The sequence below is a fragment of the Nonomuraea sp. PA05 genome (genome assembly GCF_008086045.1).
In the GTDB taxonomy this organism is placed as follows: Bacteria; Actinomycetota; Actinomycetes; order Streptosporangiales; family Streptosporangiaceae; genus Nonomuraea; species Nonomuraea monospora.
This window is the reverse complement of sequence record NZ_VSEY01000012.1, coordinates 154,551-178,572: the sequence shown is the minus strand read 5'-3', so window position 1 is coordinate 178,572 and position 24,022 is coordinate 154,551. Positions and strand designations below refer to the sequence as shown.

The 24,022-nt window shown below is 72.8% G+C and carries 23 protein-coding genes; 11 read left to right on the top strand and 12 right to left on the bottom strand.

Annotation, left to right across the window (positions count from 1 at the left end):
* The first annotated feature begins 180 nt into the window (after nucleotides 1–180).
* Together FXF51_RS20655 and FXF51_RS20650 are read left to right on the top strand one after the other, a co-directional pair.
* Nucleotides 181–645: a VOC family protein gene (locus FXF51_RS20655; RefSeq protein WP_148436151.1), complete on the top strand. Its 465-nt coding sequence runs from the start codon at nucleotides 181–183 to the stop codon at nucleotides 643–645.
* Nucleotides 646–812: 167 nt separating this feature from the next.
* Nucleotides 813–3,080 (top strand): FdhF/YdeP family oxidoreductase, encoded by a 2,268-nt coding sequence (locus FXF51_RS20650; RefSeq protein ID WP_148436150.1) that lies wholly within the window; start codon nucleotides 813–815, stop codon nucleotides 3,078–3,080.
* Between the two features lie 24 nt (nucleotides 3,081–3,104).
* Here the strand turns inward: FXF51_RS20650 and FXF51_RS20645 are convergent, their stop codons facing one another.
* The gene (locus tag FXF51_RS20645) at nucleotides 3,105–3,758 is read right to left on the bottom strand and encodes a Dps family protein (protein WP_262379694.1); all 654 of its coding nucleotides are present in this window, start codon (nucleotides 3,756–3,758) and stop codon (nucleotides 3,105–3,107) included.
* A gap of 165 nt (nucleotides 3,759–3,923) precedes the next feature.
* Between FXF51_RS20645 and FXF51_RS20640 the strand changes: the two genes are divergently transcribed.
* Entirely contained in the window at nucleotides 3,924–4,772 is an 849-nt protein-coding gene (locus FXF51_RS20640; RefSeq protein ID WP_148436148.1) for an alpha/beta fold hydrolase, read from the top strand.
* Between the two features lie 36 nt (nucleotides 4,773–4,808).
* On the opposite strand, the gene FXF51_RS20635 is transcribed toward FXF51_RS20640, so the two are convergent.
* Nucleotides 4,809–5,597: an SDR family oxidoreductase gene (locus tag FXF51_RS20635; protein ID WP_148436147.1), complete on the bottom strand. Its 789-nt coding sequence runs from the start codon at nucleotides 5,595–5,597 to the stop codon at nucleotides 4,809–4,811.
* A gap of 57 nt (nucleotides 5,598–5,654) precedes the next feature.
* Between FXF51_RS20635 and FXF51_RS20630 the strand changes: the two genes are divergently transcribed.
* Nucleotides 5,655–6,524, top strand: coding sequence for an MBL fold metallo-hydrolase (locus tag FXF51_RS20630; protein WP_187414469.1), 870 nt, complete (start codon nucleotides 5,655–5,657; stop codon nucleotides 6,522–6,524).
* Nucleotides 6,525–6,555: 31 nt separating this feature from the next.
* On the top strand, nucleotides 6,556–8,133 hold the full coding sequence (locus tag FXF51_RS20625; protein WP_148436145.1) for an MFS transporter: 1,578 nt from the start codon (nucleotides 6,556–6,558) through the stop codon (nucleotides 8,131–8,133).
* Here the strand turns inward: FXF51_RS20625 and FXF51_RS20620 are convergent.
* The 5 genes from FXF51_RS20620 to FXF51_RS20600 all read right to left on the bottom strand — a co-directional run bounded on the left by FXF51_RS20620 (nucleotide 8,019) and on the right by FXF51_RS20600 (nucleotide 12,953).
* Nucleotides 8,019–8,876 (bottom strand): geranyl diphosphate 2-C-methyltransferase, encoded by an 858-nt coding sequence (locus FXF51_RS20620; RefSeq protein ID WP_262379692.1) that lies wholly within the window; start codon nucleotides 8,874–8,876, stop codon nucleotides 8,019–8,021. The two genes, FXF51_RS20625 and FXF51_RS20620, sit on opposite strands and share 115 nt — an antisense overlap.
* 30 nt (nucleotides 8,877–8,906) lie before the next feature.
* The gene (locus FXF51_RS20615; RefSeq protein WP_148436143.1) at nucleotides 8,907–10,052 is read right to left on the bottom strand and encodes a family 2 encapsulin nanocompartment cargo protein terpene cyclase; all 1,146 of its coding nucleotides are present in this window, start codon (nucleotides 10,050–10,052) and stop codon (nucleotides 8,907–8,909) included.
* Between the two features lie 27 nt (nucleotides 10,053–10,079).
* The gene (locus tag FXF51_RS20610; RefSeq protein WP_148436142.1) at nucleotides 10,080–11,474 is read right to left on the bottom strand and encodes a family 2B encapsulin nanocompartment shell protein; all 1,395 of its coding nucleotides are present in this window, start codon (nucleotides 11,472–11,474) and stop codon (nucleotides 10,080–10,082) included.
* A 32-nt stretch (nucleotides 11,475–11,506) separates the two neighbouring features.
* Nucleotides 11,507–11,896: a hypothetical protein gene (locus tag FXF51_RS61950; RefSeq protein WP_222871385.1), complete on the bottom strand. Its 390-nt coding sequence runs from the start codon at nucleotides 11,894–11,896 to the stop codon at nucleotides 11,507–11,509.
* Nucleotides 11,897–12,182: 286 nt separating this feature from the next.
* Nucleotides 12,183–12,953: an alpha/beta hydrolase gene (locus tag FXF51_RS20600; protein WP_148436141.1), complete on the bottom strand. Its 771-nt coding sequence runs from the start codon at nucleotides 12,951–12,953 to the stop codon at nucleotides 12,183–12,185.
* A 235-nt stretch (nucleotides 12,954–13,188) separates the two neighbouring features.
* On the opposite strand from FXF51_RS20600, the gene FXF51_RS20595 reads away from it, so the two are divergent.
* The gene (locus tag FXF51_RS20595; protein WP_187414468.1) at nucleotides 13,189–13,677 is read left to right on the top strand and encodes a TlpA family protein disulfide reductase; all 489 of its coding nucleotides are present in this window, start codon (nucleotides 13,189–13,191) and stop codon (nucleotides 13,675–13,677) included.
* A gap of 9 nt (nucleotides 13,678–13,686) precedes the next feature.
* Here FXF51_RS20595 and FXF51_RS20590 read toward each other — a convergent pair whose 3' ends face one another.
* From FXF51_RS20590 to FXF51_RS20580, 3 genes are read right to left on the bottom strand one after another with little or no spacing between them, the layout of a single operon-like run.
* Nucleotides 13,687–14,478 (bottom strand): maleylpyruvate isomerase family mycothiol-dependent enzyme, encoded by a 792-nt coding sequence (locus FXF51_RS20590; protein ID WP_148436139.1) that lies wholly within the window; start codon nucleotides 14,476–14,478, stop codon nucleotides 13,687–13,689.
* Nucleotides 14,479–14,529: 51 nt separating this feature from the next.
* The gene (locus FXF51_RS20585; protein ID WP_148436138.1) at nucleotides 14,530–15,126 is read right to left on the bottom strand and encodes a TetR/AcrR family transcriptional regulator; all 597 of its coding nucleotides are present in this window, start codon (nucleotides 15,124–15,126) and stop codon (nucleotides 14,530–14,532) included.
* 40 nt (nucleotides 15,127–15,166) lie between these two features.
* Entirely contained in the window at nucleotides 15,167–16,375 is a 1,209-nt protein-coding gene (locus FXF51_RS20580; RefSeq protein ID WP_222871384.1) for an MFS transporter, read from the bottom strand.
* Nucleotides 16,376–16,425: 50 nt separating this feature from the next.
* On the opposite strand from FXF51_RS20580, the gene FXF51_RS20575 reads away from it, so the two are divergent.
* The 4 genes from FXF51_RS20575 to sigJ all read left to right on the top strand — a co-directional run bounded on the left by FXF51_RS20575 (nucleotide 16,426) and on the right by sigJ (nucleotide 21,052).
* Nucleotides 16,426–17,001 carry a CGNR zinc finger domain-containing protein gene (locus FXF51_RS20575; RefSeq protein ID WP_148436137.1) on the top strand — a complete coding sequence of 192 codons (576 nt, stop codon included), beginning with the start codon at nucleotides 16,426–16,428 and terminating at the stop codon, nucleotides 16,999–17,001.
* A gap of 115 nt (nucleotides 17,002–17,116) precedes the next feature.
* Nucleotides 17,117–18,646, top strand: coding sequence for an AMP-binding protein (locus FXF51_RS20570; protein ID WP_148436136.1), 1,530 nt, complete (start codon nucleotides 17,117–17,119; stop codon nucleotides 18,644–18,646).
* 57 nt (nucleotides 18,647–18,703) lie between these two features.
* On the top strand, nucleotides 18,704–20,092 hold the full coding sequence (locus tag FXF51_RS20565; RefSeq protein WP_148436135.1) for an amino acid permease: 1,389 nt from the start codon (nucleotides 18,704–18,706) through the stop codon (nucleotides 20,090–20,092).
* Between the two features lie 72 nt (nucleotides 20,093–20,164).
* Nucleotides 20,165–21,052 carry an RNA polymerase sigma factor SigJ gene (gene sigJ / locus FXF51_RS20560; protein ID WP_148436134.1) on the top strand — a complete coding sequence of 296 codons (888 nt, stop codon included), beginning with the start codon at nucleotides 20,165–20,167 and terminating at the stop codon, nucleotides 21,050–21,052.
* A gap of 17 nt (nucleotides 21,053–21,069) precedes the next feature.
* On the opposite strand, the gene FXF51_RS20555 is transcribed toward sigJ, so the two are convergent.
* A complete protein-coding gene (locus FXF51_RS20555) occupies nucleotides 21,070–21,648 on the bottom strand; it encodes a helix-turn-helix domain-containing protein (protein ID WP_148436133.1) in 579 nt (192 codons plus the stop codon).
* A gap of 94 nt (nucleotides 21,649–21,742) precedes the next feature.
* On the opposite strand from FXF51_RS20555, the gene FXF51_RS20550 reads away from it, so the two are divergent.
* The gene (locus tag FXF51_RS20550) at nucleotides 21,743–23,350 is read left to right on the top strand and encodes a bifunctional NAD(P)/FAD-dependent oxidoreductase/class I SAM-dependent methyltransferase (RefSeq protein WP_148436132.1); all 1,608 of its coding nucleotides are present in this window, start codon (nucleotides 21,743–21,745) and stop codon (nucleotides 23,348–23,350) included.
* Here the strand turns inward: FXF51_RS20550 and FXF51_RS20545 are convergent.
* On the bottom strand, nucleotides 23,328–23,966 hold the full coding sequence (locus FXF51_RS20545; protein ID WP_262379691.1) for a flavin reductase family protein: 639 nt from the start codon (nucleotides 23,964–23,966) through the stop codon (nucleotides 23,328–23,330). The two genes, FXF51_RS20550 and FXF51_RS20545, sit on opposite strands and share 23 nt — an antisense overlap.
* Nucleotides 23,967–24,022 lie beyond the last annotated feature (56 nt).

Here is a 24,022-nt window from a genome sequence, read left to right as displayed (position 1 = left end):
AGCTCGGACGGTAACCAGTGATCGGGACGCCGACCAGACCCGAGATCCGGTCGGTGGCGGATCATGCTGGCCTGGGTTTCGTCTGGGGTGGGGGAAGCGAAGGCGGGGAGGTGGGATGAAGTGGGTGGGCCGTCCGGTTGCATCGGAAAAGAAGGACGACCCGCGAAGGAGAACCGGTCCATGACCACGAACCCCACCTCACCCGGCACCCCGGTCCGCCAGCTCAGGCTGGTCGTCGAGGCGGAGGACTACGAGGCCGCGCTGGCCTTCTATCGCGACGTGCTCGGCCTGCCCGAGCAGGCGGCGTTCTCCGGCGGCGACGGCGCGCGCGTGACAATCCTGGACGCGGGCCGCGCCACCCTGGAGATCGCCAACCCGGCGCAAAAGGTGATGATCGACGAGGTCGAGGTGGGCCGGCAGGTGGCACCCAAGATCCGGGTCGCGTTCGAGGTGGACGACGCCAAGGGCACCACGGAGCGGCTGGTCTCGGCCGGCGCGACGGAGGTGGCGCCGCCGACGGTCACGCCGTGGGAGTCGCTGAATTCCCGCCTCGACGCGCCCGCCGGCCTGCACATCACGGTCTTCCAGGAGCTGCGCCCGCAGGAGGAGCGTGAGGTGCTCGACGGGTTCGGCACGGAGGGCTGAGCCGGGCGCGGTCGGTTCCGGTCCGTGCGGAAGGGGGTCGGATGCGGGCCGTGCGGAGAAGAGACCGGGCCCGGTCCGTGCGGAGAAGGGGGCAGATCCGGTCCGTACGAAAAGTAGAGTTCTGGAAGGATCGTTTCGGCATCGAGCAGCGAAGACGTGGCACATCCATGGACAAGGTCGAAGGTCAGGACGGCGAGCGCCTCTCGGTCGGGGCGCCCAAGACGTGGGCGGCCGGGCTGCCGGGGGTCCGGCACGCGCTGTCGTACTCGCTGGGCCAGACCTCACCCAGCCGCACCGCGCTGACGCTGCTCAACCTCAACCAGACCGCCGGCCTCGACTGTCCCGGCTGCGCGTGGCCGGAGCCGGGGCGCCGGCACGTCAACGAGTACTGCGAGAACGGCGCGAAGCACGTCAGCGACGAGGCCACCACGCGTCGCGTCACCGCCGAGTTCTTCCGCGAGCACCCGATCTCCGAGCTGGCCGGCGCCTCCGACCAGTGGCTCAACCAGCAGGGCAGGCTGACCGAGCCGATGGTCAAGCGGCCGGGCAGCGACCACTACGAACCGATCGGCTGGGACGAGGCGCTCGGCCTGATCGCCGGCGAGCTGCGCGGACTCGGCGAACCCGACCGCGCCCTGTTCTACACCTCGGGCAGGCTCGGCAACGAGGCCGCGTTCCTGTTGCAGCTCTTCGCCCGCGCGTACGGCACCAACAACCTGCCCGACTGCTCGAACATGTGCCACGAGTCCAGCGGCGTCGCCCTCATCGACACCCTCGGCGTCGGCAAGGGCAGCGTCAGCCTGGACGACATCCACGACGCCGACCTGGTGTTCGTCGTCGGCCAGAACCCGGGCACCAACCACCCCCGCATGCTCTCCGCGCTGGAACGAACCAAGCGCTCGGGCGGCAGCGTGGTGGCGGTCAACCCGCTGCCCGAGGCGGGGCTGCTGCGGTTCAAGAACCCGCAGACGGCGCGCGGTCTCGTCGGGCGCGGCACGCAGATCGCCGACCAGTTCCTGCAGATCAGGCCCGGCGGAGACCTGGCCCTGTTCCAGGCGCTCAACCTGCTGCTGCTGGAGGCCGGCGACGCGCTGGACCGGGAGTTCATCGAGGCGCACACCACGGGCTTCGACGAGTTCGCCGCCCACGCGCGCGAGGTGCGCTGGGCGGACGTGCTGGCCGCGACCGGCCTGACCCGCGAGGAGATCGAGCGCGTCCACCAGCGGGTCCTGGGCGCGAAGAAGGTCATCGTGTGCTGGGCGATGGGCCTGACGCAGCACAAGCACGGCGTCGCCACGATCAAGGAGATCGTCAACTTCCTGCTGCTGCGCGGCAACGTCGGCAAGCCGGGCGCGGGCGTCTGCCCGGTGCGCGGGCACAGCAACGTGCAGGGCGACCGCACGATGGGCATCTGGGAGCGCCCGCCGCGGCCGTTCCTGGACGCGCTGGAGCGGGAGTTCGGCTTCACCCCGCCGCACGAGCACGGCCTCGACACCGTGGGCGCCATCCAGGCCATGCTGGACGGCCGGGCCGAGGTGTTCCTCGGTGTCGGCGGCAACTTCGTGCGCGCCACCCCCGACAGCGCCGTCACCGAGCGGGCCATGCGCTCCTGCCGCCTGACCGCGCACGTCTCCACCAAGCTGAACCGCTCCCACACCGTCTGCGGCGACACGGCGCTGATCCTGCCGACCCTCGGCCGCAGCGACCGCGACATCCAGGCGAGCGGCGAGCAGTTCGTCACGGTCGAGGACTCGATGAGCCAGGTGCACGCCTCCCGGGGCCGCCTGCACCCCGCCTCCGGCACGCTGCTCAGCGAGGTCGCCATCATCGGGCGGCTGGCCAGGCTCGTCCTCGGCGACAAGCCGGACATCCCGTGGGAGACGTTCGAGGCCGACTACGGCACCATCCGCGACCGCATCTCCCGCGTCGTGCCCGGCTTCGAGGACTTCAACGCCCGCGTGGCGGAGCCCGGCGGCTTCCGCCTGCCGAACCCGGTCAGCGAACGCGTCTTCCGCACCCCCAGCGGCAGGGCCGTCTTCACCCGCAACCCGTTCGCGCGGCTGGAGGCCCCTCCCGGCCACCTCATCCTGCAGACACTGCGCTCGCACGACCAGTGGAACACGATCCCGTACTCCGGCGACGACCGCTACCGGGGCATCCGCCGCTCCCGCCGGGTCGTCCTCGTCAACCCCGCCGACCTGGCCGAGCTGGGCATCGCGGAGCGCAGCGTGGTCGACCTGGTCGGCGTCTGGCACGACGGCGTGGAACGCCGCGCCCCCGGTTTCACGGTGGTGGCCTACCCGACCACGCCGGGATCGGCCGCGGCCTACTACCCCGAGACGAACGTGCTGGTGCCGCTGGACAGCGTCGCCGACCACAGCAACACCCCGACCTCCAAGGCCGTCGTCATCCGGCTGGAGGCCGCGCGGGGCTGAACCTCACAACCTGGCTGAAACTCACTACTTGGACGAACGGGCGGCGCGGCGCGGCATGCGGGCCTGGCCGTTGTGCGGCGTCTCCACCAGCGGCGTGTCCACCAGGTGCTCGACCAGGAACCAGGTCTGCAGCTCCCCGGTCCTGATCACGTCGGAGACCAGCAGGTCGTTGGTGCCGTCGTCGCCCATCTCCTGAGCGCGGGAGGCGGCGTCGTGCGAGGCGATGAGGATCGTCTCGTGCGCCTCGATCAGCCGCGAGATCATCGCCGGCACCTCCTCGGCGCCGTTCGGCGGGCGCGGCACCACGGTGATCTCCGCCACGTGCCGCGGGTCGCCCACCGCGATGCCGCCCAGCGTCTGGACGCGCTCGGCGATCAGGTCCACCAGCTTGAGCTGCTCGTCGGCGTGCTTGTCCAGCAGCAGGTGAAGCTGGTAGAAGGTGGGGCCGCGCATCAGCCAGTGGTGCTTCTTGTACAGCGCGTAGAGGATCTGCGTGTCGGCCAGGATCTGGTTGAGCCGCTCGCAGGAGTACTCGCGGGCCTCGTCCGACAGGCCCAGCGGCCACGTCCTGACGGTGCCGAACTCCTGGATCTCGGTACCGTCGACGTGCAGCCACGGCTGGCTGCTCGACTGCTTCTTCGTTGTTGCCTTGGTGCTGCTTCTGGTTTTGGCGGGCACGATCATCTCCCGGTCCGGTGAGGTTTGAGCCGATCCGACCTCGAACCTTCCCGTACGCCCGCCCGACGACCCTCCGCCCGCACCAGCGCATGGCAAAGGTTTCCGCAGCCCCGGCGGGAAATACTCGATTGCCCGCCGGGCGGCGTCGTTGCGAGGATCTGCGCCATGCCCTTCTACCCGGCCCACGACGGAACCCGTCTGGCCTACCACGTGTCCGGCGACGGCGACCCGCTGATCTGCCTGCCCGGCGGCCCCATGCAGGACTCCGCCTACCTCGGCGACCTCGGCGGCCTGCCCGCGCACCGGAGGCTCATCCTGATGGACCCGCGCGGCACCGGCGACTCCGACAAGCCGGGCGACCCCGGCACGTACCGCTGCGACCGGCTCGTCGCCGACGTCGAGGCGCTGCGCGAGCACCTCGGCCTCGACCGGATCGACCTGCTCGGCCACTCCGCCGGCGCGAACCTCGCCGTCCTGTACGCCGCCCGCCACCCCCACCGCGTCGCCCGGCTCCTCCTCATCGCCCCCAGCACCAAGGCCGTGGACCTGGAGCCCGCCCCGCAGGCGCGGCTCGAGGCCGCCCGGCTGCGCGCCGGCGAGCCCTGGTTCCCTGAGGCCTTCGCCGCTCTGGAGCGGATCCAGGCGGGCGAGGCCACCGCCGAGACGTGGGCCGCCGTCGACCCCTTCGTGTTCGGGCGCTGGGACGAGGCCGCGCGGGAGTTCCTGGCGCTCTGCGACCGGCACAGGAACGGCGAGGCCGCCGCCGTGTTCGGTGCGCAGGGGGCCTACGATCCGGCGGCGATCCGGGCGGCGCTGGCCGGGCTCGGGGCGCCGGTGCTGCTGGTGGCCGGGGAGTTCGACCTCAACACCATTCCCGCCGTCGCCGCCGAGTACGCCGCGATCTTCCCCGACGCCGAGCTCGTCGTGCAGCAGGGCGTGGGGCACTTCCCGTGGCACGAGGACGCCGCGCCGTTCGCGGCGACGGTCGCCGCGTTCCTCGCCCGCACGCGCTAGCCCAGGCCACGGTTGCTCATCAGAAGCTGAGACGCGTCAGGCGAGGCCGCCGTTGCTCATCAGGAGCTGCCCGTTGATCCACTGACCCTGCGGCGAGCACAGGAACGACACCAGGTTCGCGGTGTCGTGCGGCGTGCCGAGGCGGCCCAGCGGCGTCAGGCCTGCCATCCGCTCCTTGAGCTCCTGCGACATCCACCCGGTGTCCACCGGTCCCGGGTTGACGGCGTTGGCGGTCACGCCGAGGTCGGCGAGCTCGTGCGCGGCGGCCAGCGTGATGCGGTCCAGGGCGCCCTTGCTCGCCCCGTAGGGCAGGTTGCCGACCGTGTGGTCGCTGGTCAGGGCGACGATCCGGCCGGTGCCGTGCGCGCCGGCGAAGCGCCGCCCGTACTCGCGGATCAGCAGCCACGTGGCCCGCGCGTTGACCGCGAAGTGCCGGTCGAAGCTCTCCACGGTGGTGTCGAGCAGGCCCGAGTCGACCGACTCGCAGTGGCACATCACCAGCGCCGTCACCGCGCCGAGGCGGCGCTCCACCTCGTCGAAGACGAACGCGGGCGCGCCGGGGTCGGACAGGTCGGCCTCCACGGCCGTCGTGGCGGCGCCGCGCGCGGCCAGGGTCTTGGTGATGGCGTCGGTGGCTCCGGCCTCCACGCCCCAGGTCATGCGCTCGTCGTACGGGGTCCAGCAGGTCAGGGCGATGTCCCAGCCGTCGGACGCGAGCCGGTCGGCGATGCCCGCGCCGATCCCGGTCGTCCGGCCGACACCGGTCACCAGCGCCAGCGGGCGGGCCGGCGGGCGGGCAGGTGCGGAAGAATGTGCGGTCGTCACACGACACGATCATTGAGGACACCGCACCCGGCAGGCAACCGATATCTGGGGGACACGATGATCCATCGCTTCACGGTCGGCGGCCTTGCCTGCGCCGTCATCAGCGACGGCCAGTCCGAGCCGCCCATGGAGCCGCCGCTGGCCGCCTTCTACCGTCCCGGCACCGGCGTGCCCGAGCACGAGCTGCGCGCCGCCGTGGCGGCGGAAGGGCGCGGAAGGAGCACGCTGACCTGCGCGTACAACTGCCTGTGCGTGCAGACCCCGGCGGGGCTCGCGGTGGTCGACGCCGGTCTCGGTCCCGGCTTCCTCGGGTACGGGCCCGCCTTCGCGCCGCTGGTCGGCCGGTTCGGCGCGGGGCTGGCGGAGGCCGGGTTCGAGCTGCCCGACCTGGCCGCCGTCGTCTTCACCCACCTGCACGAGGACCACGTCAGGGGCGCCGTACGGGCGGGGGAGCGGGCCTTTCCCGAGGCGGTCGCGTACGCGCACGCCGCCGAGGTGGAGTTCTGGTCGGACCGCGACGACGTGCTCCCGGACGAGCAGCGCGCGGCGGCGCGGGAGGCGATCCGGCTGTTCGGCGAGCGGCTGCGCCCCGTCGGGTACGGCATCGAGGTGCTGCCCGGCGTGCACACCGTGGACGCCGCCGGCCACACGCCGGGGCACACGGCCGTCCTGCTGCGGTCGCGCGGGGAGCGGCTGCTCTGCCTGGGCGACACCTTCTACGACCCGCTCCAGCTCGCCAACCCCGCCTGGCGCACGCCGTGGGACCACGACGCGGCCCGCTCGGTCGCCAGCCGCCGCCGGCTGCTGGACTGGGCGGCGGAAGACGGGCTGCTGGTGCACGCCTACCACCTGCCCTTCCCCGGCCTCGGCCGGATCGAGCGGCGCGGCGCAGCCTTCACCTGGCACCCGCTCGCCACGACCGGTTGACGGGCGGGATCATGGACCGGACGCTGCTTGCATGCCCCCCATCAGGAACCCACGGCCCATCGTGGCGGTGCTGGCCTTCGCAGGCATCGTCGTCGCGCTCATGCAGACCGTGGTGATCCCGCTGATCCCCCAGCTCCCCCGCCTCCTGCACGCCACCCCGACCGACGCCACCTGGGCGATCACCGTCACGCTGCTGGCCGGAGCCGTGGCGACGCCGGTGGTGGGCCGCCTGGGCGACATGTACGGCAAGCGGCGGATGCTCCTGATCAGCCTCGCCCTCCTGGTGACCGGCTCGGCCGTCTGCGGTCTCAGCGACACCCTGGCCCCCATGGTGACCGGCCGGGCGCTGCAGGGCGCCGCCTTCGGCATCATCGCGCTGGGCATCAGCATCATGCGCGACGAGCTGCCCCAGGAGCGGCTCGGCTCGGCGACCGCCCTGATGAGCGCCTCGCTGGGGGTGGGCGGCGCGCTCGGCCTGCCCGCGTCGGCGCTGCTGGCCGAGCGGACCGACTGGCACGTGCTGTTCTGGACGTCGGCCGCGTTCGGCGCCGTGGCGGCCGTGCTGGTGGTGGCGCTGGTGCCGGAGTCGCAGGTGCGCAGCGGCGGACGCTTCGACGTCGCGGGCGCAGCCGGGCTGTCGGCCGGGCTGACGTGCCTGCTGCTGGCGGTCTCCAAGGGCGCGGACTGGGGCTGGGGGAGCGTGACCACGGTGGGCCTGTTCTGCGCGTCGGCCGCGGTGCTGGGGGTGTGGGGCCGGTGGGAGCTGCGCGCCCGCGAGCCGCTGGTTGATCTGCGCACCACCGCCCGCCGGCAGGTGCTGCTGACGAACCTGGCCTCGGTCGTGTTCGGGTTCGCGATGTTCGCCATGGCGCTGGTGCTGCCGCAGTTGCTGCAACTGCCCGTCTCCACCGGTTACGGGCTGGGCGCCACGATGCTCGGCGTGGGGCTGGTGCTGGCGCCGTCCGGGCTGGTGATGATGGCGATGGCGCCGGTGTCGGCGCGCCTGTCACGGGCGCGGGGCCCGAAGGTGACGCTCATGGCGGGCGCGCTCGTGGTGGCCGCGGGTTACGCGCTGGGCGTGGCGCTGATGTCGGCGGTCTGGCAGCTCGTGCTGGTCTCGTCGGTGATCGGGGCGGGCATCGGCCTGGCGTACGGGGCCATGCCCGCGCTCATCATGTCGGCCGTGCCGATCTCGGAGACGGCCGCCGCCAACAGCCTCAACACGCTGTCGCGGGCCATCGGCACCTCGGTCTCCAGCGCCGTCGCGGGGGTCGTGCTCGCCCGGCTCACGGTCGACCTCGGCACGTTCACCGCGCCGTCGCCCGCGGGGTTCCGCCTGGTCATGGGGGTCGGCTGCGGCGCGTCGCTGGTCGCCTTCGCGGTCGCCGCGTTCCTGCCGGCACACCGGCGGCCCGGCAGGGAGGAGGGCGCGTCGCCGCGCGGAGGACTGCCGGGCCAGGACAAGGCCAGAGGGAGGGGGAGGGGGCCGGACCGTCAGACGCGGTCGGCCGCGATCAGCAGGTACTGGAAGCTGCCGCTCTTGTACGCCTCCAGGAAGGCGTCCTCGATCCCGGTGGCCAGGTGGGTCCTGGCCCGCAGCTCCCAGTAGGGGATGGTGGCGGCCGTGAGGTCCACCACGCTCACCGGCACCAGCCGGTTGGCGGCCATCTCCTTGAAGTAGGTGCTGCGCGAGTGGATGTCGCAGATGTAATGGGCGTTGATCTGGCTGATGGCGCGCGACGGCAGGCCGTAGGCGTCGTTGTAGCAGCCGGTGATGCACACGTAGCGGCCGCCGCGGCGCAGCAGCCTGGCATGCTCGGCGAACAGCAGCGACAGCTCGACGTACATCGTGCTCTCGTTGTTCCAGATGGCCTGGAAGTCACCGGTGGGGAAGCGGGTGTCGAGCATGTTGCGGAAGTGGAAGCGCACCCTGTCGTCCACGCCGCGCTCCTTGGCCTGCTGGTTGGCGAAGGCGACCTGCGACTCGGAGATCGACACGCCGTCCACCTGGCAGCCCGTGCGCAGGTTGGTCAGGAAGCTGGAGCCGCCGCGGCCTGAGCCGGCGTCCATGACGCGGTGTTCGGGGCGCAGCGGGCCGAGGTGCGCGACGAGCGTCTCGGCCTGCGCGCTCTCCAGCCGGTGCAGCTCGTTGACGACGCGTCTCTCCCTGGTGTCTGCGGGCCCGTCAAGGACCGACCAGTCCACCTCGCCGATGCCGTAGTGGTGGTGGTAGAGGCCGTCCACCTCCCCCAGCCGCAGATTGACCGGATTCTCCTCGGCGTTCCAGTAATCGGCGACGGATTGCTGGTAGAGGCTGCTCAGAACGGGGACGGCGTTCGGGGTGACGGTCACCTCGGGCTCCTTCCTAGCGGTGTTCATCGGTCAGGACTGGTATCGGGTGGTGCTGCCGTGCCACTCGACGCCCCCGGCCATCCACGCCTGCGCGCCGCGCAGGAAACGCTTCAGCTCGGGGGAGGGCAGGGCCGACAGCTCCCGCTGGCTCTGCTCGAACCCGCGGACGAACTCGTTGTGCATGCACACCGTGCGCTCGACGGCCTCGCGGGTCGAGCAGCCCTCCTCCTCGGCGATGAGCAGCACCACGTTGGAGTCGGGCAGCTCGTCGGCCGCCTCCTTGGCCGCCGAGTGCAGGTCGTTGACCAGCACGGCCGCGGTGCCCGCCTGCATGAGGGCGGTGTGGAAGCGGCGTTCGGCGAACAGGTGCGGCGACAGCTCGTAACCGCCGACGATGTCGATGAGGACCATCGAGGTGTAGAAGCTGTCGTGCTGGCGGGCCGCCAGGTAGCGCCACACGGGCGGCGGGGTCTCCAGGTAGCGCCACGCGGCGTAGGCGTCCCAGCTCACGTACATCTGGCTCGTGATGTTGCACAGCCGCATGACCTGCGCGGACGTGCAGTGGCGGGCGGCGTGGCTGGTGGCCGAGCGCAGCGAGACCAGCACGGGGTCGCTTCTGATGGCCTCTTCGAGCTGCTCGGTGTACGGGCCGGCGTCGGGCGGCGGGTCCATCGCCGACATCACCAGCGCCAGCCGGGGCGGCAGCTCGGTGGGGGTGGCGCCCAGGTCGGTCTCGTCGGCGTAGTAGTCGTCGGCCGCCCACCAGGCCGCGTTCATCTGCGCGGCGATCAGCAGCATGTCGGGGTCGTCGCTGTCGGTGTGGGTCAGCATGGCCAGCCGCCCGAACCCGGTGGAGGCGAACTCCGCCATCCGCCCCTCGTGCAGCCCGATCCGCTCCGCCCACGCCACCAGCCGCCGGTCCACCTCCGCGCCCAGCTCGTCGTTGACGCGGTCGGCCTCGGGGCAGTAGAGCGGCGGGTAGGTCCCGTCGCCCCAGTCGCGCTCCCGGTAGCCCAGCGGCGCCAGGCTCGGGCCGCCGCGCCTGCCGGAGCCCAGGTAGGAGGGCGGCTGGTGCCCGTCGTCGTCCTGGAAGGCGTGCCGGTACGGCCGCAGCGCCGAGCGCAGGCTGAGCGTGTACGAGCCCAGGCCCGTCGGCCCGGCTGGGATGTCAGACATAACGCGCCTCTTCCTGGGGCCGGCGGGTCACGAGCGCGGGGCGGCGACGTCGACGTCCTCCAGGATCCCGATCGCGTCGGGGACCAGGATCGCCGCCGAGTAGTAGGCGCTGACCAGGTACGACATCACGGCCTGCGGGTTGATGCCCATGAAGCGCACGTTCAGCCCCGGCTCGTACTCCTCGGGGATGCCCGTCTGGTAGAGCCCGACCACGCCCTGGTCGTCCTCGCCCGTGCGCAGGGCCAGGATCGAGGTGGTGCGATGGCGTGAGACCGGGATCTTGCCGCAGGGGAAGATCGGGATGCCCCGCCACGACGGCACCTCGTGCCCGTTCACCTCGGTGGAGCCGACGACCAGCCCGCGCTTGTTGCACTCGCGGAAGAACGCCGCGATCGCCTTGGGGTGGGCCAGCAGCATGCGGGTCTTGCGGCGCATGCTGATCAGCTCGTCGAGGTCGTCGGGGGTCGGCGGGCCCGACCAGGTGTAGATGCGCTGGTCGTAGTCGGTGTTGTGGAGCAGCCCGAACTCGGGGTTGTTGAGCAGCTCCGACTCCTGGCGCTCGCGCAGCTCGTGGATGGTCAGGCGGAGCTGCTGCTCGATCTGGTTCATCGGGTCGTTGAACAGGTCGGCGACCCGGGTGTGCACGCGCAGGATGGTCTGGGCGACGCTCAGCTCGTACTCGCGGGGGTGCAGGTCGTAGTCGACGAATGTGCCGTCGATGACGGGCTCGCCGGTGTGGCCGGCCGACAGGTGCACGGCCGCCTCGCCGCGCCGGTTGGCCGGTCTGCGCATCGTGTCGAGGTAGCCGGCGAGGTGCTCGCGCAGCGCCGCCGACCGGTCGGCCACCCGCCGCAGGCCGTCGCGCGGCGCGAACAGCACCGTGCACGGCGTGGCGGCCCTGAACGTGCACGGCCAGCGGGCCTCGTCCGCCGTGAGCACCTCGTCGCCGAACTGGTCGCCGTCGGCGATGACGCCGAGGAACTGGGTGGCGCCGTACCGGCCGGTGGACAGGCGCTCGACCCGGCCGTGCGCGATCACCCAGGCGCCGGTGACGGGGTCGCCCTCCTCGGCGACGACGTCGCCGGGTTGCAGCTCGCGCGCCGCGAACTCGCCGGCGAGGGCGGTCAGCACGCCGTCGTCGCCGAAGCCGCGCAGCGCGGGTAGCTCGGTCAGCGTCCCCGGCACGATCCGGACCTCGCCGGGCCCGCCCGGCACCACGCCGACGCGCCCGCGGCCCGGCCGGTGCGTCAGCCGCCGGTTGACCCGATAGGTGCCGCCGCGCACGTCGACCCAGGGCAGCATGCGCAGCAGCCAGCGGGAGCTGATGGCCTGCATCTGCGGGCGGGTCTTGGTGGTCGTGGCCAAATTGCGCGCGGCCCGGGTGTCCAGGCTGAGCCGGGTTTCCGTCGGGTCCGTGGGCATTTTTCCTCCGGGGGTCGCACAGCCAGTCGCTACTAAAAGTAGTTATATGGCCACTGTGCGTTCAGTCTCTTGATCGATAGGAATGCTGTCGCGCCGGTAAGGCCGATGTGGCGCGCAAGTGACTTCCCCGCTGAATTGGCCGGACGTTCAGAGCGCGGACGGCGGCCCTGTCCGTCCTGGCCGCCGGAGCCGCCGCCACGCTCGCCGGGGCGGGCCCGGCCGGCGCCGGGGCCACCATCCAGATCGCCCACTTCGTCATGTCCGGCACGGCGGGCAGCGAGTTCGCCGCCGAACTGCTCGAAGCGCACCGGCGCGGCGTCCACGTGCGGGTCGTCCTGGACGGCGACCTGCGCGGCGCCGCCGTGGCCGCCCAGCTCGCGGCCGGGCTCGGCACCGACCTCACCGGCGGCTCCTGGCTGCACGTCTGCACCGGGCCGATGTCGGGCGGCACCGCGGCCTGCGTCGGCGACAAGGGGCAGCACAACAAGTTCTACCTGTTCTCGCGGGCCGGCCGAGCCTCCGACGTGGTGCAGTCGTCGGCCAACCTGACCGACCTGAACTCCACCACGGCAGCCACAACTACAACGAGACCTCGCTGCGCCGCAACGACGAGACGCTGCTGCGGCTCGGCGACAAGCGCGTCTACCGCCAGTACGTGGCCGACTTCGAGCGGATGCGGGCCGCCGCCGCCTCACAGAGCTGACCCGCTCACCACCCACGGCCGCGCAGGAAGGCGGCGCACCGGGCGGTCCAGTCGCCGACGACCGGGTCCTCCCCGGCCAGCCCGAGCCCGTGCCTGCCGCTCGGGTACACGTGCACCTCCTGCGTGACGCCGTGACGGGCCAGCGCCCGCGACAACGCCAGGGTGTTCCCGACGGGGACGCCCTCGTCGTCGGCGGTGTGCCAGAGGAACATCGGCGGCGTGTCCGCCCTCACCCGCCCGGCCAGGGACAGCTCCTCCAGCAGCGAGTCCGGGGCGCCGGAGCCGACCAGGTTGGCGACCACGCCCCGGTGCGCGTCCTCGCCGGTCAGCGCGGTGACCGCGTAACACAGCACGGCCAGCCCCGGCCGGGCGTCGGCCTCGTCCACGGCGTCGTGCGGGCCCTCCGCCAGCATCGGCCCCCGCTCGGTGGCCAGCAGCCCCGCCAGGTGGCCGCCCGCCGAGAACCCCAGCACCCCCACCCTGGCCGCGTCCACGCCGTGGCCGGCGGCGTGGTGACGCACCCAGCGCACCGCCCTGGCGGCGTCGAGCAGCGGGAGCGGGTGGCGGTGCGGCGCGACGCGGTAGCGCAGCACGAACGCCGCGATGCCGAGCGAGTTCAGCCACCGCGCGACCGGCTCGCCCTCGTGGCCGGCCAGGTGGTGGTAGGCGCCGCCCGGGCACACGACGACCGCCGGCGCGGGGCCGTCGTCCCGCACGACGGGGAAGGCGGTGATGGTGACCTCGCCGGACGCCGGCCACAGGGGGTGCTCGCTCATTTCCGTGCCTTTCGTGTCGATCAGGACGGATGCTAGCGAGGGCCGGGCAGGCCACGCCGGTCGCACCCGCCCGGAATTGCCGCCACGCGGATGACGTGCGCAAACTTGTGCGGCGTCAGGGCAGGGGCGATGCTGGGCGGACGGCGGTGACACCTTGAGGCAACCATCCCTGACGCGACGCGTGACGGAACCACGGCACGATGCCGTTCCGCGGGCCGGCCATGCTCCGCGCAACGTGAGACGCCTGGTCGCCGTCCTGGCGGTCGTGTCGGCGCTGAGCGTCGTCCTCGTGCACACGCTCGGGGGGAGGCCCGGCGAGGTGCACCCTGAACACCGGCCGGTCCTGTTCGGCCGCACCGTGGACGGCCGCCCGTTCGACCCGGCCAGCCTGTGGGGCAGGCCCGTCGTGGTGACCGTGTGGGCGTCCTGGTGCGACCCGTGCCGGCATGAGCTGGCCACGCTGGCCGGGCTGTCCCGCACCCTCCACGGGGTGCGCTTCGTCGGCGTGAACCTGCGCGACAGGCGGGCCGCCGCCCGCTCCTTCCTCGCCGAGTCGGGCGCGACCGCGTACCCGCATCTGTCGGACGCGGACGGCGGGCTGGCCTCGGAGCTCGGCGCGCGCCGCGTCCCCGAGACGTTCCTCCTGGACGCCCGGGGGCTCGTCGCCGCCCGCACCACCGACGCCGTGACCAGGGGCTGGGTCGAGGAGCACGTCCAGCCCTGAGCACGCCGCTCAGTAGCCGGGGAAGACGCGGCGCAGCAGGCCGAGGTCGGCCGCGCCGGTCGTGGCGACGCCCTCGGGGGTGTGGCGCGGCGCGAGGCGGCCCGCCACCAGCCGCAGCCACGACTCCGCCGGGAGCGTCAGCGTGCCGTCGGCCTTGTCGGGAAGGTCGAAGTCCACGCTGATCGGCTCCTGCAACCGCAGCGCGAACTCCGAGCCCGGCTCGCTCGTCGTCACCTGGATGACCGCGCGCTGACCGTCGAGCCGCTCCGCCTTGCCGGTCCAGCCGATCAGGTCGGGCGCCCCGTGCAGCAGTTGGCGGGTGGCCTCCGGGGCGAGGGTGGCGTGCTCGTCGAAGGCGACGCGCACGTCCCAGGCGTGCAGGGCGGCCTCGCTGAGCCGCATCCGCCCGGCCGTCGCCAGGTCCACAGGCTCCGGCAGGAAGCCCAGGTCGATGCGCAGGTTCGTGCGGGTGTCCCGGTCGAGCGACTCGTACAGCTCGATCAGCGCCCGGTCCGATTCGAGGAAGCCGCCGGCGCGCTGCCTGCGCGTCATGGCGTTCCACCGGTCCCAGACGGACTGCATGAAGTCGCGCCCGGGCCCCGGCCGGCCGTCGAGGGCGGCCTGAAGGTTGGCGCGGCCGATCTCGGCGCCGCTGCCGAGGTGGCTCAGCACCTCGGAGACGTCCCACTCGGCCGAGCCGGAGGGGCGGGCCAGGTCGTCCTCGCCGAACGACGACACGTCCGCCGCCAGCGCGTCGTGCCCGGAGCGAAGGGCAGAGATCACCGCGTCTGTGCTGGTCATGCGCTCTCCCAAGGGTTGTGTACGCTACCCGCCCCAGTGTCGCAGCCCGCGTCAGGTGACGCTCAGCGCGCCCCTGAGGACCGAGGCGACGGTCTCGCGGACGTCCTCCGGCCACGGCGGCAGGCCGTCCAGACCGGCGAACAGCAGATGCGCGGCCCCGACCAGCGTGGGCGCGAGCCGGTCCACCTCGGCGTCGGCCGCGACGCGGCCCAGGTCCCGCTCGGCCGTGAGGTAGGCGGAGACGATCATCCCGATCTCCGTCACGATCGGAATGCCGCCGACGGGCCTCGCCGTGCGCAGCCGGGCCCGCAGCTGGTTGTTGAACGTGACCAGCGCGACGATCGACACCGCGGCCGGGCCGAAGAGCTTGATCAGGGCGTCGGTCAGGTTGTCGACCACGGTGCCGGTGCCCGCGGAGTCGCGCAGCACGGCGCCCTGGGCCCGCACCAGCTCGATGCGGTCGAGCACGAACTCGGCGAGGAAGGCGTCGAAGGACTCGAAGTGCCGGTGCAGCACCCCCTTGGCGCATCCGGCGCGGGTGGTCACCGCCCGGCTGGTGAGGGCGTCCGCGCCGTCCTGCTCCAGGATCTGCTCGGCGGCGGCGAAGAGCTGCTCGCGCGGATCACGCAGGTGCACCCCTGTCGGCATCGTCGATCCTCTTCACTGTCGGCCGGCGGGCGATTGCCCACTATAGCGTGCGGCCCTGCCGCTGGAGCAGCGGCTTGATCATGGTGAGCTGTGCCGCCGCGAGCAGCAGGCAGGCGAGGGCCAGGCCGCCCCACAGGCCTTCGGGGCCGGCGCGTTCGAGGAGCTGGGTGCCGCACAGGGGCGCCAGGACGGCGGCGAAGCCCCAGCAGGTGCCGAAGACCGACAGGTAGCGTCCCCGCGCGTGCCGGGGCGCGAGGTCCACGACGACGGCGTAACTGCGCCCGAACATCAGCACGTCACCCGCGCTCCACACCACCGTTGCGGCCAGGTGGCCCGGCAGCCCGTCCGACACGGCGTAACCGGCCAGGCCCGCGGCGAGCAGAAGGTAGCCGCAGGTCATCGCCGTGTGGTGGGACAGCGCCGCCGTCCGGCGCAGCAGCGGCTGGCAGAGCACCATGACGACGGCCGCGACGGCCGACAGCAGCCCGGCGTCGGCGGCCTCCAGCCCGCGCGACGCCAGGGCCAGCGGCATCGCCATCCCGACCTGCATGAAGATGACCGCGAAGAGGGTGCCGGAGAGCAGGAGTACCAGCAGCCCGCGGTCGCGCCAGGCCGACCCCTCGTTCCGGACCCGGGCGGTGACCGGGGCGGGGCGGTCCGCGGGCAGGACGAGACGGATCACGATCGCGCAGAGCAGGCAGGAGACGGCGTCCGCGACGAACAGCCACCGCAGGTCCCACCGCCCGAGCCCCGCCGCGATCAGGCCCGCGCCCATCCCGCCCACCGCCAGGGCCGTGTTGAACAGGCTGAACGCCTGCGCCTGCCGCTCCGGCCGTACGGCGTCGGCGATCATCGCCTGCGACGGCGGCTCGTAGACCTCGAAGACCAGCCCGAGCAGGACCGCGAACACGGCCGCCATCGCCACGGACCCGGAGACCGCGATGCCCGCCTGCGCCAGCGCGCACCCCACCAGCCCCGCCACGATCGTGCGGCGGCGGCCGAGCCGGTCGGCCAGCACGCCGCCCACGAGCCGCGACGGGATGGTGGCCAGCCCGAAGGCGGCGGAGACGGCTCCGGCGGCGACCGCGCTCACCCCGAACTCGGTGGTGATCAGCACGGTGAGGAAGCCGACGGAGAAGGCGCCCAGCCGGTTGATCGCCCGCGCCAGCACGAGCCACCACACCGTACGCGGCAGCCGCTCCGCGCGCGACCCGGCGATCAGCACGTTCACCTCCCGTGTGACCAACAAAACTGATAACGTCGGTCACGGACACTATGGCGTGAGGAGTGACCAGTCAAGTGCTGTTCGATAGTCACGTGGCGATCCTGCTGGACACCGCGGTCTCGCTCGTGAACGTGCTGACCGACGGCGGCGACCGCGGCAAGCCCTACGTCGCCCCCAAGGGCGAGTCGCTGCCCGACATGATCCGCGCCGTGCTGCCCGGCAACGTGACGGTGTCCATGGACGAGGCCCACTACCTGGCCGGGACCACGCTGAAGGTCCGCCGCGTCTTCGAGGCCATGGACGACGGCCGCGACGACGACGCCGCCGCCGTCGTCAACGCCCTCGTCGTCAGCACCGGCGCGCGGCCCCAGCTCGACCGCGCCGCCGGCGAGCCGTGGCAGGTGCACTTCCACGGCGCCGACGACAGCCTCGCCGTGGGCTGGAGCGCCGGCATCGCCTCCGCGCTGACCCTGGCCATCGGCAGCGACCTCGGCGGGCGCCTCGGCGTCTGCCAGGCCAGGCAGTGCGACCGCGTGTACGTCGACGCCTCCCGCAACAACGTGCGCCAGTTCTGCTCGCGCTCCTGCCAGAGCAGGACGAAGGCGGCGGCCTTCCGCGCACGCTCGGCCGGGCGCGGCGGCCGGGGCTGAGATCCCCGCTCGGCCGGGCGCGGCGGCCCGGGCTTGGGATCTTCCGGGATCCAGGCGGAGGCGGCACCATTCGAAGTGCGCGGTCACGACCCAGGCCCGGCGGAGGAGAGCACGGATGTTGTCGTACGAGCCCCTGACCCCCACCACCTTCCTCGAACGATCCGCCACCGTCTTCGGCCCGCGGCTCGCGGTCGTGGACGGCGGGCTCGAACTCACCTACGCCGCCCTGTGGGACCGCGCCCAGCGCCTGGCGGGCGCGCTCGCCTCGGCCGGGGTGCGGCCGGGCGACCGCGTGGCGGTGCTGGCGGCCAACGGGCACCTGCTGCTGGAGTCCACGTTCGGCGTGCCGGCGGCGGGCGCGGTCATGGTCCCGCTGAACATCCGCCTGTCCGCGAGCGAGCTGGCCTACATCCTGGACCACGCCGAGGTGTCGGTGCTCCTGCACGACGACGCCCTCACGGGCCTGGCCACCGAGGCGGCCGGGACCACCGTGCGCCGCCTGGTGCCCGCCGCCGAGTACGAGAGGCTGGTCGCGGCGGCCGAGCAGCTGCTGGTCAGGGTGGAGGACGAGCTGGCCCCGCTGTCGATCAACTACACCAGCGGCACCACCGGCCGTCCCAAGGGCGTCGTCTACCACCACCGCGGCGCCTATCTCCAGGCGCTCGCCATGGCCCTGCACACCAAACTCGACGCGAGCTCCGCCTACCTGTGGACGCTGCCGATGTTCCACTGCCACGGCTGGTGCTTCCCCTGGGCGGTCACGCTGGCCGGCGCCCGCCACGTCTGCCTGCCCAAGATGGACCCCGGCCAGGCGTGGGCGCTCATCCGCGAGCACCGCGTCACCCACCTGTGCGGCGCCCCGACGGTCCTGACCTCGCTGCTCGCCCACGAGCAAGCCCCCACCGGCGCGCTCGACCCCCGCCTGCTGGCCTGCGTGGGCGGCGCGCCGCCCAGCCCCGCCCTGCTCGGCAGGGCGCTGCAGGCCGGCATCGACGTGATCCACCTGTACGGCCTCACCGAGACGTACGGGCCCGCCGTCATCTGCCAGCCCCAGCCGGAATGGCGCGACCTGCCGGTGGAGGAGTCGGCCGCGCTGACCGCCAGGCAGGGCGTCGGCAACGTGATCGCCCAGCGCGTCCGCGTCGTCGGCGACGACGGCCGCGACGTGCCCGCCGACGCCGCCACCGTCGGCGAGATCGCCGTACGCGGCAACGACGTCATGATCGGCTACCACCGCGACCCGGCGGCCACCGAGAAGGCCGCGCCCGACGGCTGGTTCCGCACCGGCGACCTCGGCGTGGTGCACGCCGACGGGTACGTGCGGATCGTCGACAGGGCCAAGGACGTGATCATCTCGGGCGGCGAGAACATCGCCTCCGTCGAGGTGGAGAACGTGCTCGTCAGCCATGCCGGCGTGCAGGAGGCCGCCGTCGTGGCCCGGCCTGACCCGCACTGGGGCGAGGTGCCCGTCGCGTACGTGACGCTCGCCGCCGGGGCTGCCGCCACCGAGGCCGAGCTCATCGAGCACGTACGCGCCCGCCTGGCCCACTTCAAGGCCCCCAAGGCGGTCGTCTTCTGCGAGCTGCCCAAGACCTCCACCGGCAAGATCCAAAAGAACGTCCTCAGGCAGCGCGCCGCAGGTTAACCGGCACGCGGAGGGGAAAGTCGCACCCACGGACCGGACATCGGCAGTGGGGGCGGCATGGTCACTTCGCGCGGCGTCTTCCGGCGCAAGCCGGTGGCGCAGATCGCCACCGAGCACGAGGGGGAGCTGTCCAGGTCGCTCGGGCTCTGGCAGCTCACCGCCATCGGCGTCGGCGGCATCATCGGCGCGGGCATCTTCGCCCTGGCCGGCGCCGTCGCCAACGAGACCGCCGGCCCGGCCGTGCTGATCTCGTTCCTCATCGCGGGCATCGCCAGCGCCGCCGCCGCGCTGTCCTACGCCGAGTTCGCCGGCCTCATCCCGAAGGCGGGCTCGGCCTACACCTACGGGTACGCGGTCCTCGGTGAGATCGTCGGCTGGTTCATCGGCTGGGACCTGCTGCTGGAGTACACCGCGATCGTCGCCGTCGTGGCGATCGGCATCTCCGGCTACTTCGGCTTCCTCGTCCAGCAGCTCGGCATCACGTTGCCCGCCTGGTCGCTCGGCGCGCCCGGCACCGGCCCCGGGCACGTCGTGGACCTGTTCGCCGCGGTGCTGTGCCTGATCATCGCGGCGCTGCTGAACCTCGGGATCCGCGCGGCGGCCAGGTTCGAGACGTTCGTGGTCGGCATCAAGGTCGCGGTGGTGCTGCTGGTCATCGTGGTCGGCTTCTTCCACATCAGCACCGCCAACTACACCCCGTTCTTCCCGTTCGGGGTCGGCGGCGCCATCACCGGGGCCGCCACCGTGTTCTTCGCGGTGTTCGGCTACGACGCGATGAGCACCGCGGCCGAGGAGTCACGCGACGCGCAGCGCCACATGCCCAAGGCGATCCTCTACTCGCTGGCCATTTCCATGGTCCTGTACGTGCTGGCCTGCCTCGTCCTGACCGGCATGCAGAACTACCGCGACATCGACCCCGAGAGCGGCTTCTCCTCGGCGTTCGCCGCCGTCGGCCTGTCGGGGCTGGCGTCGGTCATCGCGGTCGGCGCCATCGTCGGCATCCTCACCGTCATGTTCACGTTCATGCTCGGCGTCACCCGCATCTGGTTCTCGATGAGCAGGGACGGCCTGCTGCCCGCCTGGTTCGCCAAGGTGCACCCGGTGCGCAGGGTGCCCACGCGGGTCACCTGGATCTTGGGCGTCGCCTCGGCGCTCATCGCCGGGTTCCTGCCGATCAGGGAGGCGGCCGAGCTGACGAACATCGGCATCCTGCTGGCCTTCGTCGTCGTGTGCGTGGCGGTGATCGTGCTGCGGTACCGGCAGCCGGACCTGCCGCGCTCGTTCCGCACGCCGTGGATGCCCGTCGTGCCCGCCGTGGGGGTGCTGTTCTCGATCTGGCTGATCACCTTCCTGGCGCCCGCGACGTGGCTGCGGTTCGCCGTCTGGTTCCTGCTCGGGCTGATCGTCTACTTCGCCTACAGCAAGCGGCACTCCGCCCTGGAGTGAGCGTGTCACATAAGGCCCATCGTGAACGTCAAGGCGGTGACGGACGCACCGACAGCAGCGAGACGAGGGCCGATGAACGATCGCGAATACCTGGCAGGCCGGTTCGAGGCGCACCGGGGGCACCTGAAGGCGGTGGCGTACCGGATGCTGGGCTCGCTCAGCGAGGCCGAGGACGCCGTCCAGGAGGCGTGGCTGCGGCTCAGCCGCGCCGACGCCGGCGAGGTGGAGAACCTCGGCGGCTGGCTGACCACCGTCGTCGGCCGGGTGTGCCTCGACATGCTGCGCGCCCGCACCTCGCGCCGCGAGGAGCCGCTGGAGGGACGCCTGCCCGACCCGGTCGTCAGCCCGGCCTCGGGCCCGGACCCCGAACAGGCGGCGCTGCTCGCCGACTCCGTCGGGCTGGCGCTGCTGGTGGTGCTGGAGTCGCTGACCCCGGCGGAACGGCTGGCGTTCGTGCTGCACGACATGTTCGCGGTGCCGTTCGAGGAGATCGCGCCGCTCGTCGGCCGCTCCCCGGCCTCGGCCAGGCAACTCGCCAGCAGAGCCAGGCGGCGCGTCCGCGGCTCCGCGCCCGTCCCTGACCCCGACCTCGCCCGGCAGCGCGAGATCGTCGCCGCCTTCATCGCCGCCGCGCACCGCGGCGACTTCGCGGGGCTGGTGGCCCTGCTCGACCCCGACGTGGTGCTCCGCGCCGACGCCGGCGCCCTCACCGGCGGCGGACTCGCCGAGGTCCGCGGCGCCGCCGACGTCGCCGGACAGGCCCTCACCTTCCGCCGCTACTCGCCCTCCACCGCGCACGCCGCCCTGGTCAACGGCCTGGCCGGAGTCGTCAACACCGTGGACGGCGAGCCGTCGGCGGTCATGAGCTTCACCATCACGGACGGCCGCATCGTCGAGATCGACATCCTCGCCGACCCGGACCGGCTGTCCCGCCTCGACCTGTCCGTCCTCAGCGACTGAGCCCCCTGCTCGGGCCGCTACTTGGCCGCGGGGCGGGCCCGCACATGCATGCGCTCGCCCTGCGGCCCGAACAACGCCAGCACCTCCGTGTGCTCATCGGCCTCGTTCACGAACGCGTGCGGCGTCCTGGTGTCGAACTCCGCCACCTCGCCCGCCGTCAGCACCACGTGATGCCTGCCGAGCATCAACCGCAACCGGCCGGCCAGCACGTACAGCCACTCATAACCCTCATGGACCTGCTGCTCAGGCTCGTAACCGGGCCACCCCGGCGGGTAGATCTGCTTGAACGCCTGCAACCCGCCCGGCCTGCGGCTCAGCGGGACGTACGTCATGCCGTGCCGCTTGACCGGCCGCATGTGCACCCGCGGATCACCCGTCACGGGGGCGTCGATCAGCTCGTCGATCTGCACCTGGTAGGCGTCGGCCAGCAGCAGCATCATCTCCAGGGTCGGCCTGCGCCCGCCGGACTCCAGCCGCGACAGCGTGCTGACCGAGATGCCGGTGTTCTTCGACAGCTCGGCCAGCGTCGTGCCGCGCTCCTGGCGCATGGCCCGCAGCCGCGGGCCGACGGCTTTCAGCACGTCATCGAGATCCATCCCGCCTACTTTGCCATTTCGGCAACGAAGTTTGTCAACCGGGCGGCCGGTGGAGCACAGTGGCGCGGCAGGTGACGAGTGAGAGGAGCCGCGCATGGACGCGAACTACGACGTGGTGGTGATCGGTGGCGGGGCCGCCGGGCTGAGCGGGGCACTCGCGCTGTCCCGGGCGCGCCGCAAGGTGCTGGTGATCGACTCGGGGCAGCCCAGGAACGCGCCCGCGCAGGGCGTGCACGTGTTCCTGGGGCACGAGGGGGTGCCGCCGCGCGACCTGCTGGCCATCGGGCGCAAGGAGATCGCCGGGTACGGCGGGGAGATCGTGACGGGCGTGGTCGCGGGCGCCGAGCCGATCGGGGACGGGCGGTTCCGGGTGAGGCTGGAGGACGGGTCCGCGGTCGAGGCGGCGCGGCTGCTGGTGGCGACCGGGCTGGCGGACGAGCTGCCGCCGGTTCCCGGGCTGGCCGGGCGGTGGGGGCACGACGTGCTGCACTGCCCGTACTGCCACGGCTATGAGGTGCGCGACCAGGCGATCGGCGTCGTGGCCACCAACCCGCTGGCCGCCCACCAGGCGCTGCTGTGGCGGCAGTGGAGCGACGACGTGATCCTCTTCCTGCACACGGCTCCCGAGCCGGGGGAGGAGGCGCGCGAGCAGCTCGCCGCCAGGGGAGTCAAGGTGGTCGAGGGGGAGGTGACCGAGGTCGTGGTGACGGGGGACCGGCTGACCGGCGTGCGGGTGGCCGGCGGGCGCGAGTTCCCGAGGGAGGCGCTGGCCATCGGCACCCGGCTGAACGCGCGGCTGGACGGGCTCGAAGGGCTCGGGCTGGAGACCGCGGACCAGGAGATGAACGGGTTCGTCATCGGCACCTACGTGCCCGCCGACCCCATGGGCAAGACCGCCGTGCCCGGCGTGTACGTCGCCGGGAACGTGCACAACGTGGTCGACCAGGTCGTCAGCGCCGCCGCCGCGGGCGTGCGGGCGGGCGCGGCCATCAACGCCGACCTGGTCGGCGAGGAGGCGCGGGCCGCCGTGGCCGCCCGCCGCGCCACCGTCACGAGCACCCCGCACGGCCAGGCCCCGGACGGGCTGAGCGAGGAGGAGGCCTGGGACGGCCGCTACCGCCAGAGCGAGCGGGTCTGGAGCGGCGACCCCAACGCCGTGCTCGTCCAGGAGGTGTCCGGCCTGCCGCCGGGACGCGCGCTGGACCTCGGCAGCGGCGAGGGCGGCGACGCGATCTGGCTCGCCGCCAAGGGCTGGCAGGTCACCGCGGTCGACATCTCCGGCGTCGCCCTGCGCCGCGCCGCCCGCCACGCCGGGGAGGCCGGGGTGGGGGAGCGCGTCGACTGGCAGCGGCACGACCTCGGCGCGTCCTTCCCCGAGGGCGTCTACGACCTGGTCACCGCCTGCTACCTGCACTCCGCCGGCGACATGCCGCGCGAGAAGATCCTGCGGCGGGCCGCAGCCGCGGTCGCGCCCGGCGGGGTGCTGCTGGTCGCCGGGCACGCCGGGTGGCCCGCCTGGCAGCAGCACGACCACTCCGACGTGCACTTCCCGACGCCGCAGGAGGTGCTCGACTCCCTGGAGCCCGGGGAGGGGGAGTGGGAGGTGCTGCGGTGCGAGGAGTTCGAGCGCACGCAGAACGGTCCCGACGGGGAGCCGACCACCCGGGTCGACAACGTCCTCACGATCCGGCGGCGCTCGTAACGGTGCCGGTGACGGGCGGGGTCTGGGTGCGGTAGGAGTGGCCGAGCTGGGGGCCCAGGCCGAAGTAGTGGCGGAAGTTGTAGATGAGCGGGCTCCAGGCGGACGGGTCCACGTGCTGGGTCCCCGGTACGACGAGGCGCGGGTCGGCGTGCACCCTGGTGACGACGGCCTCGACGATGACGAACGAGGCGGAGACGTCCCGGCGCACGCTCTGCGCCCGCGCCTCGAACTGCAGCGGGCACTCGGCCACCCGCGGCGGCCGAACCTCGTCCGAGGGCTCGGGCCGCAGGCCGGCCGCGCCGAACTTGTCCGGTTCGAAGCGGCAGCCCGCGTGCTTGGTGTCCGGGACGGGGAAGCGTCCCGTCAGGGGCGCCAGCCGTTCCACCGCCCGCCACTGGTGCGGGGCGGGCAGGTTGATCACCAGGTCGGGCCGGTCGGCAAGGTTGCGGGCGCTCTGGCCCTCCTCGCCGAGCCCCAGCACGATCACGTTGCCCAGCGCCCAGGCCGAGGACATGGGCGCGAGGTTGAAGGAGCCGTCCGGGTTCTCGGTGGAGAGCAGGACGACCGGGGTGCCGAAGTACAGGATGCTGGGCTCGATGGTCACGTGGTCGGTCACGAACGGCAGCCTAGGGACGGGACGTTCAACCGGCGGTCGAAGCGTTCCCGCCCCTG